Origin of the sequence: Sphingomonas sp. BE138 (genome assembly GCF_031456125.1) — a bacterium.
Classification (GTDB): domain Bacteria; phylum Pseudomonadota; class Alphaproteobacteria; order Sphingomonadales; family Sphingomonadaceae; genus Sphingomonas.
The window spans coordinates 1-16,345 of sequence record NZ_JAVDUC010000020.1 but is presented as its reverse complement, the minus strand read 5'-3'; the positions used below and the strand labels follow the sequence as shown (position 1 = coordinate 16,345).

Annotated in this window: 21 protein-coding genes and 1 pseudogene; 13 read left to right on the top strand and 9 right to left on the bottom strand. The window is 61.9% G+C overall.

Annotated features, from left to right (window positions below):
* Positions 1–271: 271 nt before the first annotated feature.
* From J2Y58_RS17600 to J2Y58_RS17590, 3 genes are all read left to right on the top strand, one after another.
* Positions 272–835 (top strand): alpha-ketoglutarate-dependent dioxygenase AlkB, encoded by a 564-nt coding sequence (locus J2Y58_RS17600; protein WP_126001398.1) that lies wholly within the window; start codon positions 272–274, stop codon positions 833–835.
* Positions 836–887: 52 nt separating this feature from the next.
* Positions 888–1,349, top strand: a complete 462-nt coding sequence (locus J2Y58_RS17595) for a hypothetical protein (protein ID WP_310106031.1) — start codon at positions 888–890, stop codon at positions 1,347–1,349.
* Between the two features lie 116 nt (positions 1,350–1,465).
* Positions 1,466–1,933 (top strand): hypothetical protein, encoded by a 468-nt coding sequence (locus tag J2Y58_RS17590; protein ID WP_310106028.1) that lies wholly within the window; start codon positions 1,466–1,468, stop codon positions 1,931–1,933.
* Positions 1,934–2,012: 79 nt separating this feature from the next.
* On the opposite strand, the gene J2Y58_RS17585 is transcribed toward J2Y58_RS17590, so the two are convergent.
* Complete coding sequence (locus tag J2Y58_RS17585; RefSeq protein ID WP_310106025.1) at positions 2,013–2,297, bottom strand: LysR family transcriptional regulator; 285 nt, start codon at positions 2,295–2,297, stop codon at positions 2,013–2,015.
* A gap of 430 nt (positions 2,298–2,727) precedes the next feature.
* Between J2Y58_RS17585 and J2Y58_RS17580 the strand changes: the two genes are divergently transcribed.
* Entirely contained in the window at positions 2,728–3,696 is a 969-nt protein-coding gene (locus J2Y58_RS17580; protein WP_310106022.1) for a YeeE/YedE thiosulfate transporter family protein, read from the top strand.
* Here the strand turns inward: J2Y58_RS17580 and J2Y58_RS17575 are convergent.
* The 4 genes from J2Y58_RS17575 to gap form a co-directional block, all read right to left on the bottom strand.
* Entirely contained in the window at positions 3,684–4,124 is a 441-nt protein-coding gene (locus tag J2Y58_RS17575; protein WP_241213384.1) for a DUF6314 family protein, read from the bottom strand. The two genes, J2Y58_RS17580 and J2Y58_RS17575, sit on opposite strands and share 13 nt — an antisense overlap.
* A 77-nt stretch (positions 4,125–4,201) precedes the next feature.
* Entirely contained in the window at positions 4,202–4,687 is a 486-nt protein-coding gene (locus tag J2Y58_RS17570; protein WP_310106015.1) for a DUF417 family protein, read from the bottom strand.
* A 48-nt stretch (positions 4,688–4,735) separates the two neighbouring features.
* Positions 4,736–5,248, bottom strand: coding sequence for a MarR family transcriptional regulator (locus tag J2Y58_RS17565; RefSeq protein WP_310106012.1), 513 nt, complete (start codon positions 5,246–5,248; stop codon positions 4,736–4,738).
* Positions 5,249–5,437: 189 nt separating this feature from the next.
* Positions 5,438–6,448: a type I glyceraldehyde-3-phosphate dehydrogenase gene (gene gap / locus J2Y58_RS17560; protein ID WP_310106009.1), complete on the bottom strand. Its 1,011-nt coding sequence runs from the start codon at positions 6,446–6,448 to the stop codon at positions 5,438–5,440.
* 256 nt (positions 6,449–6,704) lie between these two features.
* On the opposite strand from gap, the gene rpiA reads away from it, so the two are divergent.
* Together rpiA and J2Y58_RS17550 are read left to right on the top strand one after the other, a co-directional pair.
* Complete coding sequence (gene rpiA, locus J2Y58_RS17555) at positions 6,705–7,391, top strand: ribose-5-phosphate isomerase RpiA (protein WP_310106007.1); 687 nt, start codon at positions 6,705–6,707, stop codon at positions 7,389–7,391.
* 311 nt (positions 7,392–7,702) lie between these two features.
* Complete coding sequence (locus tag J2Y58_RS17550; RefSeq protein WP_310106004.1) at positions 7,703–8,182, top strand: MarR family transcriptional regulator; 480 nt, start codon at positions 7,703–7,705, stop codon at positions 8,180–8,182.
* A gap of 29 nt (positions 8,183–8,211) precedes the next feature.
* Here J2Y58_RS17550 and J2Y58_RS17545 read toward each other — a convergent pair whose 3' ends face one another.
* The 3 genes from J2Y58_RS17545 to J2Y58_RS17535 form a co-directional block, all read right to left on the bottom strand.
* The gene (locus J2Y58_RS17545) at positions 8,212–8,991 is read right to left on the bottom strand and encodes a ZIP family zinc transporter (RefSeq protein WP_310106001.1); all 780 of its coding nucleotides are present in this window, start codon (positions 8,989–8,991) and stop codon (positions 8,212–8,214) included.
* Between the two features lie 107 nt (positions 8,992–9,098).
* Positions 9,099–9,677, bottom strand: coding sequence for a peptide-methionine (S)-S-oxide reductase MsrA (msrA, locus tag J2Y58_RS17540; RefSeq protein WP_310105998.1), 579 nt, complete (start codon positions 9,675–9,677; stop codon positions 9,099–9,101).
* The gene (locus J2Y58_RS17535; protein ID WP_405053124.1) at positions 9,674–10,921 is read right to left on the bottom strand and encodes an alpha/beta fold hydrolase; all 1,248 of its coding nucleotides are present in this window, start codon (positions 10,919–10,921) and stop codon (positions 9,674–9,676) included. The genes msrA (J2Y58_RS17540) and J2Y58_RS17535 overlap by 4 nt, the downstream gene beginning before the upstream one ends.
* A 245-nt stretch (positions 10,922–11,166) precedes the next feature.
* Between J2Y58_RS17535 and J2Y58_RS17530 the strand changes: the two genes are divergently transcribed.
* From J2Y58_RS17530 to J2Y58_RS17500, 7 genes are all read left to right on the top strand, one after another.
* A complete protein-coding gene (locus J2Y58_RS17530; RefSeq protein ID WP_126001408.1) occupies positions 11,167–12,042 on the top strand; it encodes a LysR family transcriptional regulator in 876 nt (291 codons plus the stop codon).
* A gap of 152 nt (positions 12,043–12,194) precedes the next feature.
* Positions 12,195–12,638 (top strand): peptide-methionine (R)-S-oxide reductase MsrB, encoded by a 444-nt coding sequence (gene msrB, locus J2Y58_RS17525; RefSeq protein ID WP_310105993.1) that lies wholly within the window; start codon positions 12,195–12,197, stop codon positions 12,636–12,638.
* Position 12,639: 1 nt separating this feature from the next.
* Entirely contained in the window at positions 12,640–13,179 is a 540-nt protein-coding gene (gene msrA / locus J2Y58_RS17520; RefSeq protein ID WP_310105990.1) for a peptide-methionine (S)-S-oxide reductase MsrA, read from the top strand.
* Between the two features lie 132 nt (positions 13,180–13,311).
* Complete coding sequence (locus tag J2Y58_RS17515) at positions 13,312–14,016, top strand: glutathione S-transferase N-terminal domain-containing protein (RefSeq protein WP_310105987.1); 705 nt, start codon at positions 13,312–13,314, stop codon at positions 14,014–14,016.
* Positions 14,013–14,981, top strand: a complete 969-nt coding sequence (locus J2Y58_RS17510) for a magnesium and cobalt transport protein CorA (protein WP_126001412.1) — start codon at positions 14,013–14,015, stop codon at positions 14,979–14,981. Before J2Y58_RS17515 ends, J2Y58_RS17510 begins: the two co-directional genes overlap by 4 nt.
* Positions 14,982–15,075: 94 nt before the next feature.
* Positions 15,076–15,648, top strand: coding sequence for a hypothetical protein (locus J2Y58_RS17505; protein ID WP_310105983.1), 573 nt, complete (start codon positions 15,076–15,078; stop codon positions 15,646–15,648).
* A gap of 68 nt (positions 15,649–15,716) precedes the next feature.
* The gene (locus J2Y58_RS17500; protein WP_310105981.1) at positions 15,717–15,950 is read left to right on the top strand and encodes a hypothetical protein; all 234 of its coding nucleotides are present in this window, start codon (positions 15,717–15,719) and stop codon (positions 15,948–15,950) included.
* A gap of 58 nt (positions 15,951–16,008) precedes the next feature.
* On the opposite strand, the pseudogene J2Y58_RS17495 reads toward J2Y58_RS17500, so the two are convergent.
* Positions 16,009–16,251: pseudogene (locus J2Y58_RS17495) on the bottom strand (integrase core domain-containing protein); the annotation flags it as partial.
* Positions 16,252–16,345 lie beyond the last annotated feature (94 nt).

Here is a 16,345-nt window from a genome sequence, read left to right as displayed (position 1 = left end):
ATGGCGACGGGCTTTGCATCGGACCTGCGGGACGGCCCGACCGGTGGATCGAGGTGCGCCTCGCCGACTTCGACGCCCCGGAGCTGAACGAGCCAGGTGGCCAGCGTGCGAAGCGATTGCTCGCTAGCATCGTCATGGGGCGGTCTCTCACCTGCCACGCCGGCCGACGGAGCTATGACCGCGTTGTGGCGCATTGCAGCTTGGACGGGCGTCCGCTCGGCAATCTATTGCGCGGCCGCGGTGGTCTTGAGGGCGGCCGATGAGCGGGGCGATGCAGACCGACCTGTTCACCCCGCCGCTGCTGCCTGGTCTGGCTTTAGCAGCCGACTTCCTCGCGCAAGCCGAAGAACAGGCGTTGATCGCCCACATCGATGGCGCCGAGCTATCCCCGTTTCGCTTCCAGCAATGGACCGGCAAGCGGCTGACCTGCTCTTATGGATGGTCCTACGACTTCGAAACCGGCCGCTTCGGGACGGCCGAACCGATCCCGGAATGGCTGGAACCCCTCAAGATACGCGCAGCCGCCTTCGCCGGCCTCGAGCCCACTGACATCGCCCAGGCCCTGCTCATCCGCTACGACCCGGGTGCCGGCATCGGGTGGCACAGAGATCGTCCGGTGTTCGAGCACATCATCGGCATCTCGCTTGGCGCGACGGCTCAGATGCGGTTTCGGCAGCGCGGTGCTGCCGGGTTTACGCGCGCAATCGCGCCGCTCTTGCCGCGCTCGATCTACCATCTGACCGGTGAGGCCCGCCATTTGTGGGAACACAGCATCGCTGCGCTCGAAGAAGCGCGTTGGTCGATCACATTTCGTACTTTGGTGAAGCCGGGTTGAAGCCATCCGGCAGTGCTGGTCGTTAGGAGGGGAGCACCAGCGGAGCACGGCTTTGACCCCTTTCGACTTCTGGACCGGCATGTGGCGTAGCGGGCAGGCGATGGCCGACGCCGGCATGAAGATGGCGCAGATGGCCGATGCATCGCGCACCGTCATCAAAACCCGATCACAGGCGATGTTGGCGGCGTCGCGCGATCCCCTGAACGGCGACTATGCCGAGCTCAGCCGGATGGTGCCGGAAAAGGTCGCGGCATTCGCAAGGGCCGGGGCTTCCGCGGTCGACGATCTTCAGGCGGTCCAAGCGCAGGCGATCGCTAACTGGCAGATGATGATGGGCATAGCGCTCAAAGGCCGTGCAGCTACGCCGGCCGAGGTCGGGACCATGACGTCTCGCACGGCGACGATAATCGAGCGGAGCGCCAAGGCAGCGGGGAGGGCGCTCGCCCCTGTCCACCGCAGCGCCACCGGCAACGCTCGCCGGCTCACCTGTGCGAAGGCGCGCAAGAAAGCCTGAGCAAGGCGACAAAGGGGATTCACACGCGACTCGGCGTCGCGTAGATTCCTGCTATGTTCCATCAGGCAGACCTTTTCGACCAGCTGCGGCCTTCAAGGCGCGCCATGGATACGCCGATGCTGCTGGCGACGATCGCCGGCGCCTCGCAGCGACCCAAGTTCGCCTACATGCTTCTTCAGCTGATCGCTGAGATTGCCGACGAAAAAGGCCAGGCAGGTCCGAGCGTTGCTGTCAACGGCGCGGCGATGCCGGTGCGGGATTGGCTTTGCGACGGTCTAGTCCCGATGGCGCAGCGCGACGCACGCCGACGCTCAACGGTCCAAGCGGTGCGCGAGGACCTCGAGAAGTCGAACGCGCTTCCTCTTGATGCCACCAAAGCCGATCTTCTCATCGAGCAGAAGGTGCGTGAGCGCGTCCGCCGCTCTGGTCGTTGCAACGTCAGCCGGGCAGTCTCTGACCTTGTTCGGGCCGGGCTGCTACGGCGCCATTATCAAGGCTACCGTGTCGATCATGAAAACCGTGGGGCACAGCGCGAGGCAGTCTATACGATCGTACCCGACGCGCTCGCAGCCCTACGCCGATAATCGACCTACCATCCAGCGCCAGTAAATCGGCTGCCGGCTGGCGTCTCGTTGCGCGGGCAAAGCCAGCGTAACCGCCGCCTCAAGGAGAAGGCAGCTCCCGCTGACTTTCGAGAAGCGCGAGCTGGTTCTGAATGGTCTGCAGCGCAGGGCGAACGACGTCGAGCAGTGCCTCCCCGGCAGGAGTTAGCGACAGACGACGGGTAGTCCGTTCAAGCAGCAGAATCCGGTGCCGACCCTCCAGTTGCTGCACTGCCCGGGTCAATGCCGACTGCGATACGCCAAGCCGCGATGCGGCTTTCGTGAAGCTGCCCATTTCAGCCACCGCGGCGAAGGCAACCAGATCAGCTAGGTCGTCCCTGGACATACGCTAGCGCCGGTCAACAGGAGTGCCGCTCGCCGAGCCGTTCGCCGTATGCTGCTTTTCTGTATGTAGGAGCCAGCTGCTACTCATCCGCAACGTCACGCGCCTTTCGAGCGCGACGACGGCCCATCGGCCTAGCGCCCGGCCTCCACTACGCTGGCTGACCAGCATATCGCGAGGAGCGCGCCGCTTTCGTTCAGCGGGACGAGGGAACATCCCGCACGGCAAGATAGCCATGTCGCAAATCTCGATTTATATGCGTCACGCATACACCCATTAGCGAGCAATGTCTATGCGCCACGCATATAGTTTCGCCCATATGAGGCGCGGCATTGCCGTACCCTGGCTCGCAAGGGCTCTTCCGCGCTTAAGGAGATTGCATTGATCGGCGTCCCATGGTCGAAAATGCGCCGCTTGCACTGCGGGGCCTAGCATGATGCTGTCGTGGCTCGATGTCGCTCTGTGTGCGCTATCCTTCGGCTTCGGTTTCTCCGCCAACCAGGGGGGCACGTGCCTGGTCGCGGCTGCTGACGAGTTGGTCCGACGACGCCCCCCAAGAGTTCTCATCGGACTTATCGCAGCATCTGCGGCTGCCGGCCTCACTGCCGTGCCGCTCGCATGGACCGCGGCGACCGACGGACCATCGATCACCGCAGCCAGCATCCATATTCCGCTCGTGGCGGGAGCCGCTGCCTTCGGCATCGGAGCCCTCGTCAACGACGCGTGCCTGTTGGGTTCGCTCGCTCGTTTAGGGGACGGGGAAATACGGCTCTTGGCACTGCCTTTCGGATTGTCGGCCGGCATGCTGCTCATTGACCAAGCGCGACTTGCTCCCTTCGCGACGTGGCCGAGCCCGCTTTCGACGCCGAGCTTGCTGGGTACGGTCTGCCTGCTGAGCTTTCTGATCGTCCTGACGCTGGCATCGATCAAGCTAACGGCCACCGAGCCTCTGCTACCTAGGACACGATGGCCACTGGCATTATCGATGCTGGTCCTTGGAACGACCGGCGGCGCGCTTTTTGCGCTGTCGCCAGCCTGGACCCTCGCGCACTTGTTGCAGCACAGCCTTCTGCTCGGAGATATGCGCACCGGAATTTTCGCATTTCCGGCCGTTGCTGCGTCGGTCTTGGGCGCACTGGCCGCCTCGGTGGGTCAAGGCACCATCCGCCTGCAGACGCCTTCGGCTCGTGACCTCGTCCGCACCTTCGGCGGCGGCCTTCTCATGGGAATTGGGATCGCACTCATCCCCGGCGGAAACGACGGCTTGATCCTGTCGGCGATACCTGCGCTGTCGCCAGCCGGATTCGCGGCTGTCCTCACGATGACCGCTACCATATTGCTTGGCTTGATCGGACGCCGCAGACTGACCCGCGGCGGGCGCATCGATCCTCACCGAACATAGCTGCTGATCAGACGATAGGCCTTGGCTGGTCCTGTCACGTCGATGACGGTCTCGAATGCACTCGGCAGCGCAAGAACGTAACGAACCTCGTAAATGTCGTCACCGCAGTGATGGACGTCGTCAGCTACCAGGCGTTCGCCGTCCAAGGCATCGAAGATCAGGCGCACGAAGTCGCTGCCTATCGCCGGCCCATCGGCAAAGGCGACCGTGAAGCCTCTTTCGGAGGGCCGATAGGTGTAGCGCCGGTGAGACGACAACTCCCGGCCGTCTCGCAATCGAAGCGTTCCACACTCCCGGTATCCGAAGGCGCCATCAGGTTCGGGCTCGAAGATCGCCTCGCCCCGTAGCTGCGCGCCGGCAGCTTTGATGTCGCGATCAAGCTGCCAGGCGCCGCTCAGACTTTGAAGGAGGCCAGGCCCTTCAATCACGACGAACCGTCTCCCAGCGTCTTGTACACGCGCTGACGCGCTTCAGGCCTATGACCTGAAGCGCGAGCAGGCGTCCGTCACGCCAACTGCGCCGGTCGCCGCTCGACCGAGTTGAAGAACAGAACGAGCGACGCTGCGAGGAGGACGGCGTCCTTTAGCAGGAACTGGCCCGGTGCGGCTGAAATGGCAGGGAAGCCTCCCGCGCTGGCTTCGGCGACGCCCGGCGTCGTCACGAAGAATGTCAGCGTGATCAGATAGGTGGCAACGGACATCAGCGCACCCAGTGCCGAGAAGATCGGCCGAAACGCGCCGATAGCAAGTGCCGCAGCGGTCGAGAGTTCGATGATCCCGATGAAGTAGCTCTGCCCTTGCGTTCCAAACATGCCGAGCCAGCTCATCAGCGGGCTGTGCCCGATGAACGGAGCGATTCCGTCAGCCTCGTACATAGTGAACTTCATGCCACCGAACCACAGAAAGACCAGGACGAGCGCCCATCTCAGCAGCGCCAGGTCCTTTCGGCCTTTCTCAGCAACATGAAAGCGATATCGGTTCAGAAACGGCATCTGAAACTCCTCATTAAATATTATGTCGGTTATGGTGGGACGAGTGAATCAATGGCGCCGCGCGCCCATCGGGCAGCCGAGACATCGTGCCTGATCGCAGAAGCGGCATGTCGACAGTGCGCTCTGCGGATCGTCGAGCAGCGATGTGAGAATGGTGTCTGCGATCCGTTCCAAGACCGCCCGGTCGTTTTCGGGAACTCGAACCAACAAGCCGGCGACCGCTGCATTTCTCAGACCGAGAAGTTTGGTTCGTTCGGCCTGACCCCGCCGCGTCAGCGTGATATGGGCGACGCGGCGATCGGACGGCGACTGTGATTTTCCCACAAAGCCTTGATCATCCAGCCGCTCGACCACGCGAACCGTTCCGGCGTGCGAGAGGCGAAGAATCCGGCTGATCTGGTCAATCGACATCCCCGGCTCGTGACCGATCGCAATCAGCGCGGCTGCGGTTTCCCCGCCCGCGGTAAACGCCTCGGCTATCGCGATCCGCACCCGATCGGACACGGCCTGAGAGAGCGCGCCGAAGACATTGATCAGTCGATCTGAGGGCTCGTCCATCATCAGCATGACTCGACGGGATATATGCGCCACGCATACACTTTCAATCAGCCCATGTCGAGTTAGAACCGGAAATAGTTGCGCCGATTGTTCGGAACACCTCTCGTCGGATGAGCTTTTTGAGGATCGCGAGCCGGGCGCAGAGACGACGGCCGGACCGTGTGTGTTCAGCGTCGGCGTCTCGTCGTCCGGTCAGCTGTCCAATCGACCCATCTCGAGCGCAGTGTCGGCCATGCGGGTCGCAAAGCTCCACTCGTTGTCATACCAAGCGAGCACACGAACCAATCGCCGGTCGACAACGTCGGTCTGGGGGAGTGCGACGATCGACGATTCGGTCCGATGGCTCAAATCAATCGAGACCAGCGGCTCGGTCGTGACGGCCAGCACGCCCTGCATCGATCCATCGGCAGCATGCCGGATGGCTTCGTTCACTTCCTCGACGGTGACGTCGCGCATGGCGGACACAGCCAGGTCGATGACCGACACATTGGGGGTCGGAACCCTTATCGACGATCCGTGCAACCTGCCCTTCAACTCCGGCAGTACGCGGCCAATGGCGTTCGCCGCACCCGTCGACGTCGGGATCATCGAGAGAGCGGCAGCACGGCCTCGATATGGATCCGAGTGGACGGCATCCAGCGTGGGTTGGTCCCCGGTGTAGGCGTGGACCGTCGTCATGTAACCGCGCTCAATACCGAACAGGTCGTTCAGAACCTTCGCCACGGGTGCGAGCACGTTCGTCGTGCAGGACCCGTTCGAGACAATCACATCCTCGGGGGTCAACGTATCGTGATTGACCTTGAAGACGATCGTCTTGTCGGCGCCCTCGCTGGGCGCGGAGACGAGAACACGCTTCGCGCCGGCGCGAAGATGTGCGCTCGCCTTGTCCTTTGAAGTGAAGAAGCCCGAGCACTCCAGCGCTATGTCGACCCCGCACCGCTGATGAGGCAAGTCCGCAGGGTCGCGTTCCATGGTAACTTCGATCTTTCCGGAGCCGACGTCGATCCAGTCGGCGCCGATCTCGATTTCGCCCGGGAAGGGACCATGAATGGAATCGTACTTGAGAAGGTGCGCCAGGGTGCCGACCGATGCGAGGTCGTTGATTGCCGCCACCTCGATATCCTGACGGCGAAGCTCGACCATCGAGCGCAATGTCAGGCGACCGATGCGCCCGAAACCGTTGATCGCGACCCTGACCGTCATGCGCATTTCCTTCAGTTGCCGAGAAATGGTCGCTGGCAGCGGGCATCGCCTCGCCACCGTTCGGAAGAGATTTGAGACTTGAGCCGACGCAGTATATATATGCGTGACGCATAGACCTAATCGTCAGCGCCTAGCAGGTCAATATCGCAAGGCGGACGAACGACCGAGGCGAACGCCCGATAGCTCATTCGCTACCGTTGCGCTGGCAGGCATCACGCGAAGTGATGGCCCGAGGACAGAACAGGAGACGTGAGTGGTGTCTGACCTTGAAGCAGAAAAGGTTCTCGCGGCCAGACGAGCGGTTGATGAAGTCCAGGACGGCATGCTTGTCGGCTTAGGGACAGGCAGCACGGCAAACTATGCGGTAAGATGCCTGGCCGAACGGATTGCCAGCGGGCTCCGCATCACGGCGGTGGCAACCTCCCGAATGACCGAAGTCTTGGCCCACGAACTGGCCATACCGCTGACCTCCATGGAAGGTCTCAGCTCAATCGACCTCACGATCGACGGCGCCGACGAGATCGATCAGCGTTTGCAGGCGATCAAGGGAGGCGGGGGCGCCCTGCTGCAGGAAAAAGTCATCGCTGCCGCGTCGGCCCGCGTCATAGCCGTGGTTGATTCCAGCAAGTTTGTGACGCGGCTGGGCCGCTTTCCGCTACCGGTCGAGGCCTTTCCATTTGCTACCGAATTCGTCGGAACGCGCCTTGCTGATCTCGGAGGCCAGGTCTCTCTCCGAATGAAGGACGGCCATCCATTCCTGACCGATCAGGGCAACCACATCCTGGACGTTGCGCTTGGGTCTATTGCGGATTGTCAGCAGACCGCGCTCGCGATTTCATGCATTCCGGGCGTCGCCGGACACGGCCTCTTCCTCTCTGAGATCGACACCGTCGTTATTGCCCGCGGCGGCACGGTCGAGCTCCGGCACGCGGAGCGGTCGTGAAGCCAACCCGACGGCTTGCATCGATCGATCACACCGCCACATCGTCGACGAAGCGGAGGAAAACCGCACGAGACCAGGCGTTCACTTAGCTGTCATAGCCGCCGCGTATCACGCCGCTCGACAGCCCGTCGCAAATTCTGGAGAGCCAGACGGCTGCCAAATCGACGTAAAAGCCTGATATTATTGCACTTACTCGCATTCGAGCCACGTGTGTCAAACCGCGGCGAAGCTTGCTGTCTATGCGCCACGCACATATAACGGCGCGGATGGATGGACCTCGAGACCGCAACGTGTTCGGGGCGTTCGCACTCATGATCAGCGAGGACATCGTTCGCGCTAGTTCATCGCGGGCGCCCGAAGAAGGACCTGCCGCTTCGGCGCTCGCGCTGATTGCGCACAAGCCCGGGCTTTCGGTCAGAATGCTCGCGATTGGCGTAGGCCTGTCGCACGCGGCGGCGGTCCGACTTGCAGATCGCCTCACCAACCAGGGACTGATCGAGAGCCGGGCGACTTCGACCGACGGGAGGGTCCGCTCCCTGTATCTGACCTCGGCCGGTCAGGAGGCCAGCGCCGCGGTCCTGGCCGCGAGAGATGAGGTAATCGCCGAGGGGTTGTCGATCCTCAACAAGGGCGAAATGAAGTTTCTGGCTGACATCGCCGAGCGCGTGCTGCGCGCCCGCCTGGAGAACCTCGAGCACTCGTATCGCATCTGCCGCCTGTGCTGCTACAAAGGCTGTACCGATTGCCCTATCGACGCCGAGCTGCACGAGCGGGGGCAGGACCGCGAGTAGGGGCCACCTCCTTCCGGATACGTGCCGGCTTAGTGTTGCGCGATCAGGTACGCGGCCAGGAAGCCAAGAACCGTGATCAGGCCTATGAAGGGAGGCGCATTCTCGAATGCTTCGGGGATCATGGCTTCGGCCAGCATTGCTAGTACGGCTCCGGCCGCGAACAGGAGGATCGCCGGCTCCTGCGCCGACGCCGAACCGAGCAGGAAATTCCCGATGGCGGCGGCGACCCCGATGAGCAGCGGTATCCCGATCCAAATCGTGTAGACGTACCGACGCGAGCGGCCGGCCTGCTTCATGCCCGAGGTACTCGACAGCCCCTGGGGCACGTTCGCCAGAAAGAAGCCCGCGATCACCGCCAGGCTGATCGCGCCGCCGCCGGCGACTGACATCCCGATCACCAGAGCCTCAGGGATGCCGTCAAGCACGCTGCCTACTGCGATCGCCGATCCGCTGCCGTGATGCTCTGCCTCGTTCGGCTGCTCGACGCATTCGCCGCAGCGCTTCCGGTTCTTCGCGCCGCGGCTGGCGAGATACCAGTTTATGCTGCTGAAAACCGCCGCACCTGCCGGCAAGGCGACGGTTGGCCACAAATCCGCCCCAGCCGCATCCGGCCGGACGACGAGTTCAGTGGCTATCACGGCAAACAAGACCCCGCCGCCAAAGCCCATGACGGCCGCAACCATCCGATGGCTGAGCTTGCCGAAGAAGGCGTCCGCAACGATCGCGCCCAAAAGCAGCCCGCTACCGGACACCAGGCCCCACAGACCGGCAATAACGTACTCAGGGATCGGGGAAACAGGAGAGCCCATTGACGCTCAGCCTCCTTCAGATGATGGCGAGGCGCGGGATCGCTCGCTTGTGCATCCACCGGCGATCGAACGCGCGCGTGACTGGCGGCGTTGCCACATCCTCACCGTTATCGATCCAGGCGCCAATTGGGCCGCGCGAAGTGGCAGCTATACCCCCTTGGGTGCCGGACGAGGTATTTCTGATGCTCCGGCTCGGCTTCCCAAAAAGGCTCTTCTGGATTGATCTCGGACAAGACCGGCCCTGGCCATCGTCCTGACGCCTCGATCTCGTCGATGGTGGCCAGGGCGACGTCCATCTGACGCTTGTCGGTATAGAAAATTGCGGAGCGATAGCTCGGACCGACGTCGCTGCCTTGCTGCTCGTACGTCGTGGGATCGTGGATCTGAAAGAAGAGTTCCAGCAGTGAGCGAAAGCTCAGGACGGCCGGGTCGAAGACCACTTCCACAGCCTCCGCGTGACCATGATGATCATCATAGGTCGGGTCCGCCGTCTCCCCGCCGATGTATCCGACGCGTGTCGAAATGACCCCCCGTTCTCGGCGCAGCAGATCCTCCATGCCCCAAAAGCAGCCGCCGGCGAGTATCGCTCGCTCCGTACGGCTCGCCCCGCCTCGGGCAACACCGTCGCTCACAGACCGCTCGCTTCCTGATCGATCATGGTGCTCCTCGCCGGATGCCATGGTCATGCGACCGACTGTGAGGTGGGATCGCGGCTGGGCGCATCGACGAGCTCGGTTTGCACATCGGATCCGCGAATGAGCGTCAGATCGACAGGGCAGCGATCGGCGATCTCGAGTATCCTAGCGCGCTGTTCGTCATCGAGAGGGCCGTCGAGGATGATCGTGCGCGTGAACCTGTCCGGCGGCATCATGTCCGCCACCTTCTTGTGCTCCACCCTCGTGCTCGCCCGTTCAAGCGGAAAGCCCTTCCGGTTCGCATAGAGGCGCATCGTCATCACGGTGCAGGCAGCAAGACCTGCCGAGACCAGCTCATATGGCGACAGACCGCTCCCCAGTCCGCCGACCGAGGCTGGCTCGTCCGAGTAGATCGTATGCTCGCCGCTGCGGACCTTGAGCTGGAACTTGCCTGCCAGCGTTTCGATGGCCTCGACCCCGCCCGCGGCCTCAACCTGCGGAAGCTCGGCTACGAGGGGCGGCAGGTAGCGGTTCGCCCAGCTTGCCACCATCGCTGAAGCGAAGTTCGCGTCGGCCGCATCGGCGAGGAGATGATCGGCCATATCGAGCGACACGAAGCTCTTCGGATGGCGAGCAGCGACGAAGATGCGCGACGCATGCTCGATCCCGACCACCTGATCAACGGGGGAGTGCAGAACGAGCAGGGGGCGACGCAGGGCAGCGACCGTCTTCTCCACGTCCACCTCCTCGACGGCGTCGATGAAGCTGCGACGAATGAGAAAGGGCCGGCCGGCTATTTCGACTGATGCTTCTCCATCGCGCCTGACCGTGTCGAGATCGCTGGCCTTGAAGACCTTCAGGATATGCTGGAGCTCCGCCGGAGCGCCGATGGTCGCCACGGCGACGATATCCGGCAGATCAGCCGCAGCCACCAATGCGGCAGTTCCACCGAGGCTATGCCCAATGAGGAGGGAAGGGGTCATTCCCGCGGCCGTCATCGCGTTCGCTGCGGATTTGAGATCCGTGACGTCCGAGGCAAAACTGACTGCCTCGCCTTGGCCGCCACCTATCCCGGTGCCAGCAAAGTCGAATCGCAGGACGCCGATGCCCGCCCGCGAAAGCGCACGGGATATATGGACAGCCGCTCGGCTGTCTTTCCCACACGTGAAGCAATGGGCGAAGATTGCCCATCCACGGGGCGTCCCTTCCGGCGACTCCAGGAGCCCGGAGAGAAGCCTGCCCTCTTCGTTTTCGAACGTGAACGATCTGCCCGGCACGTCGATACCTCCCGTCATATCAGGGCGCTGATCGACGATCTCTGCCAGCCCGCGAGAGGGGCATCGCCACCGCCTCGCGTTTCATTGGGCCGCACAGCATCGGGCATCGGCACCTATCACCACAGGACATGCTTTTTATATGCGTCACGCATATAGACAAGCCCTAACCCAAAAACTATATGCGTCACGCATACTTTTCCAAAGCGGCCGGTCCAGGTCGGCGCTGCGGGAAAGCGTGTTGCAGACACATGGGCCGAAGGGTGATGGAACTCAATCAGGTCAGCTATTTCATTAATTTGGCTGAGACGCTGAATTTCACCGAGGCAGCTCGGCTGAGCGGCGTGTCTCAGCCAAGCCTGACCCGCGCCATCCGTCGCCTGGAAGAGGAACTCGGCGGTGCGCTGATCCATCGTGACGGAAAGAACAGCCGTCTCACGGGGCTGGGCCAGGATGTCGAGGCAGAATTCCGGCGGATGCTCCTGGCGTTGAGGAGCGTGCGCGATCATTCCGAGAACTGGACGATGGGGCGGCACCGCGTCCTGGACATCGCCGTGGCGCCTACCGTCGGACCCAAGGCGTTCGCAGCTTTCTTCGAAGTTGCCTTGGACAAGGTGCCGTCGATCGAGATCAGGCTGCATTCGCTTCAATCGAGCGAAGACACGTCGGAGGTCTTGTCCGGCAAGTACCACGCTTGCATTCTGCCGCGTGAAACTCGCCCGGATCGCAAGCTCGATGTCCGCACCCTCTTTCGAGAGCGGTTCGTGCTCGCCTGCGCGGTCGAGCATCCGTTGGCCACGGTGGACGTCGTTCGTGGAGAGGACTTGTCGAGATATCCCTTGGTCGATCGTCTGAAGTGTGAGTTTCGTGATCAGATACTGGAGCATTTTGCACGACGCGACGTGGTGATGCGTCCGCGCTTCCGTGCAGAACGGGAAGACTGGGTTCACCGCATCGTCGCCGAAGGTCGCGCGATATGCATCGTGCCGGAACGATCGGCCGCAGAAACCGGTCTGGTCACGCGACCGATCGAAGGGTTCACCCTGGAAAGAGAGGTGGTGATCGCAACGGTTTCCGGTTCGACGGCTCCGGTCGAAATCCGGAAGGTCGCGCAGCTCGCGGCCCGACATGTGTGGCAGTGAGCCACGCGGAGCAAAGCGTCAAAGCTATGGAAACTATGCTTACAGCGTATTGGATAAGTGATGTCGTCACTGCGATAGTTGATGTGACGACAGATCAGTCAAGCTGAACATAGTGCGCCTGGCCCTCTAGACTTAGCATTGGAGATCGGATCATGAAGTTTGAGAAGACACAGGCGGCAATTGACCGCCTCACTCCCGAGCAGCGTCGCATTACCCAGGAGCACGGCACCGAGCGGGCCTTCACTGGCGAGTATAACGACAATAAGGAGCCGGGCATCTACGTTGACATCGTTTCGGGCGAGCCGCTTTTTGCTTCGACCGATAAGTTCGACTCGCGCTCCGGCTGGCCGAGCTTCACCAAGCCGATCGTTCCGGCGCACGTCAACGAAGTGCGAGACAGCTCGCATGGAATGGTGCGGACGGAAGTTCGGTCGGTGCATGGCGACAGCCATCTTGGCCACGTCTTCCCGGATGGCCCCGCCGACCGGGGCGGCCTGCGCTATTGCATCAACTCGGCAGCGCTCCGCTTCATCCCGCGCGATGAGATGGAGGCGGAAGGCTACGGCGAATATCTCGACCAGATAGAGGAGGCTTAACATGCAACAGCGCGCTGTTCTCGCCGGCGGATGCTTTTGGGGCATGCAGGATCTGATCCGCAAGAAACCCGGCATCATCTCGACCCGCGTGGGCTATACCGGCGGCGACGTCCCCAACGCCACCTATCGCAACCATGGCACGCATGCCGAGGGGATCGAGATCGTCTTCGACCCAGAGGTGACGAGCTATCGAAACATCCTGGAATACTTCTTCCAGATCCACGATCCGACCACGAGGGACCGTCAGGGCAACGATCGCGGGCTCTCCTACCGTTCAGGCATCTACTACGTCGACGAGGAGCAAAAGCGCGTCGCCGAAGATACGATCGCCGACGTGGATGCATCGGGCTTGTGGAACGGCAAGGTCGTCACCGAGGTCAAGCCCGTTGGCGATTTCTGGGAAGCCGAGCCGGAGCATCAGGACTATCTCGAGAAGCGTCCGGGTGGCTACACCTGTCACTTCGAGCGAAAAGACTGGGTGCTTCCGAAGCGCCAGAATGACGGCGATGCGCAAGCCGCGGTCGCTGCCCGAGCGGAATAGGCCGCAGCCCTCACGCGCCATCGCCGACTGAGGCCGCATACTTCGTGACCGCATCGCCGTGCGATGCGGTCCTCGAATTGAAGCCTGACCGGCACCTATTCGGACCAAGCCTGCCCCGAGGATCGCAGCCGTATGCCAGAACTCTCCTCGTTCCCCATCGCGCGGCGATGGCCAGCGGCACATCCAGACCGGGTGCAGCTTTACGCGGCACCGACGCCGAACGGCGTGAAGGTCTCGATCATGCTCGAGGAGACCGGGCTCGCCTACGAGCCGCATTTCGTTGATATCTCCAAGAACGAGTCAAAGGACCCGGCCTTCGTATCGCTCAATCCGAACGGCCGAATACCGGCGATCATCGACCCCCACGGCCCGGGCGGCACGCCGATCGGCGTTTGGGAGTCCGGAGCCATTCTGGTCTATCTGGCGGAGAAGACCGGCCAGTTCATCCCGATCGCTCCGGCTGCGCGCTACGAGACGCTGAGTTGGGTATTCTTCCAGATGTCGGCGATCGGGCCCATGTTCGGTCAGTTGGGCTTCTTCCTGCGATGGGGCGGCAAGGACTTCGAGGACAAGCGCCCTCAGCAGCGCTTCGCGGATGAGTCCGAGCGACTGCTCGAGATCCTCGATCGCCGGCTGGATGACCGCGACTGGATCGTTGGCGAATACTCGATCGCTGACATTGCGACGCTCGGCTGGGTGAACGCGCTCGTCACAACATATAACGCCGGCGACCTTCTCGGACTTAGCGATTTCTCGAACATAGAGGCCTGGCTCGAGCGCGGTCTCGCGCGGCCGGCGGTGAAGCGCGGGCTGCTCGTTCCGGCCAGAACCGCATGAGCGTCATCGCCAGCTATTACTACAACGAAGGAAAGCGCGTACGAGAAGTCGCGATCGACGAATGTGTCGCGCTGGATAAGAGCCGTTCGGGCTTTTGCTGGATAGGATTGAGTGAACCGACGACGGGCGAACTCCGTTCGCTTCAGGAAACCTACGGCCTGCATCCATTGGCCATCGACAACGCGATGCACCCGCAATGTCCTCCAAAACTCGAGGTCTACAACGACGAGCTATACGTGGTCGCCAAAACGGCCGAACTGGACGGCGACCGCATCCGTTACGGCAAGACGGCCATCTTCATGGGCCACAATCATCTCATCACCGTGCGACACGGCACGCCTGGCGCCTTGGGGAATCTCCGGGAGCAGCTTGAAGCCTCGCCGACGCTGTTCGGCAAAGGCGTCGATTACGTCCTGCACGCGATCCTGCACCGCATCGTCGATCAGTACCTCCCGATCTTCGAGATGATCGAGGACGACGTTCTGGCCATGGAGCGCAAATCGCTGGACGACTTCCTCGGCCGCAAGGAAGTCGCTCGCATCTTCGGCCTGAGGTGCGAGCTGACAAGATTCCAGCGGACCCTGGGCGCGATGGCGGAGCTCGTGCGCAAGCTCGTCCGCGGGCACTTCCCCTGCATCAGCACCGAGGTCCGGCCGTACTTCAACGATGTCGCGGATCATGTCTCGCGAGTGCAGACCATGGTCGACGGCCTCCTGCAGGTCCTGTCGTCCGTTTTCGAGTTCAGCAGCCTGCTGGAAGCGCAGCGGACCGGGGTTATCACCCGTCAACTCGCAGCTTGGGCGGCGATCCTCGCCGTACCGACGGCGATAGCCGGAATCTACGGCATGAACTTCAAGCACATGCCCGAACTGGACACCGCCTATGGCTATTTCGTCGTGCTTGGGGTGATGACGTTGTTCTGCGTCTTCCTGTTCCTGCGCTTCAAAAAGGTGAAATGGCTGTGAGCGCCGCTCAAGCACGTTCCTTCACCTGCGCTCGCTGCCAAGGTGCGGCGCACGCTCACGCGATCCGGATCATAAAAGAGGCAAAGGTGCACTCATGAATTCTCAGGTCTCCGACGTTTTGGAAGCCGTGCAGTCATTCGTCGCGAAGGGCTACGATCGGGAGTATCGCGTGAAGGAAGGACGCCTGGTCGATCTCGAGCTCGGATCGACCCTGGATGCCTGCGCGATTCAGGTAGATGCCGCACTGCGTCTGGAAAGTGGCGACGATGCCGAAGACGCCTCCAACATTTACGCGATCACCGATCCCGCAACCCAGCACAAGGGGTTGCTGATCGATGCCTTCGATGTCTTCGACGAAATCTGCTACCGCGATCTGGCCGAACGTCTTTCAGAGCAGCGCGAAACGATGCCGGCAGGCGATGAAGATGTGCCGAGCAAGCACGGTCTACGCAAGGTCTACAAGGCCGAGTTCGACAGCGATCCCGAGCGATACGTCTTGCGCGAAGGCTTTCCGGATTTCCCTGCCTGCCCCTTCGGCGGCGCCTTCAGCATCCTAGGTTTCGACACCGCAGAGCAAACCTACGTATGGCTGGTCACGAGCATCATTCGTGACCCGCGCCTCATCCGCATCCCGTACCAGGGCGAAGATGTCGTCACAGACGAGTAGCGGACTTGGTGCGGCGAGCAGCTCGCTGCTCTCTTCGGTCTACGCAAGCGAAATCAAACGAGGTTGTCATGCATTGGAACAAGGATCACGTTCGAGACACGATGCTCTCGCTTGAAACGGCTGCCTTGCAAAGCGCTCGCGAGAAGTATCTGGATTATGTTTCCACCGCGCGGCTCGATCGAAGCGAGCCAATCGAGAACGACGAACAGGCCCAGGCCGAAGTCGCGAGCGATTTTGCGGAAGCGCTCGATGACACGCTCGACGATTACGCCGATAAGCTCGACAAGCTCAGGACGATCTGAGGTGGTCCCGCCTTCTTGGACAGTTTGGCGGCTGAGTTAAGCTAAACCCGGTTGTCGTTCATGCCGCCTGCTTGATCATCAGATCATGGGGGGCATGCCCCCCATGATCTGATTGCCCGTTCCGTCGATAGGCCTCGGCCGGCGTTCTGCCGGCAAGGCTCGAGTGCGGACGCTGGGTGTTGTAATAGGTAATCCATCGAGCAAGACCAGCCTTCAGCTCCGAACCGGTCTCGAAGGCATGGAGGTAGACGCATTCGTACTTCAGGGAGCGCCAGAGTCGCTCGATGAAGACGTTGTCCAGGGAGTGTCAGGAATTCTGTGCGGGAGGCCGTTATCGTCATCAGATGACGAACCGCTCGCCGAAGATGACGGCGAACTGGGTCTTTGCCTCCGAC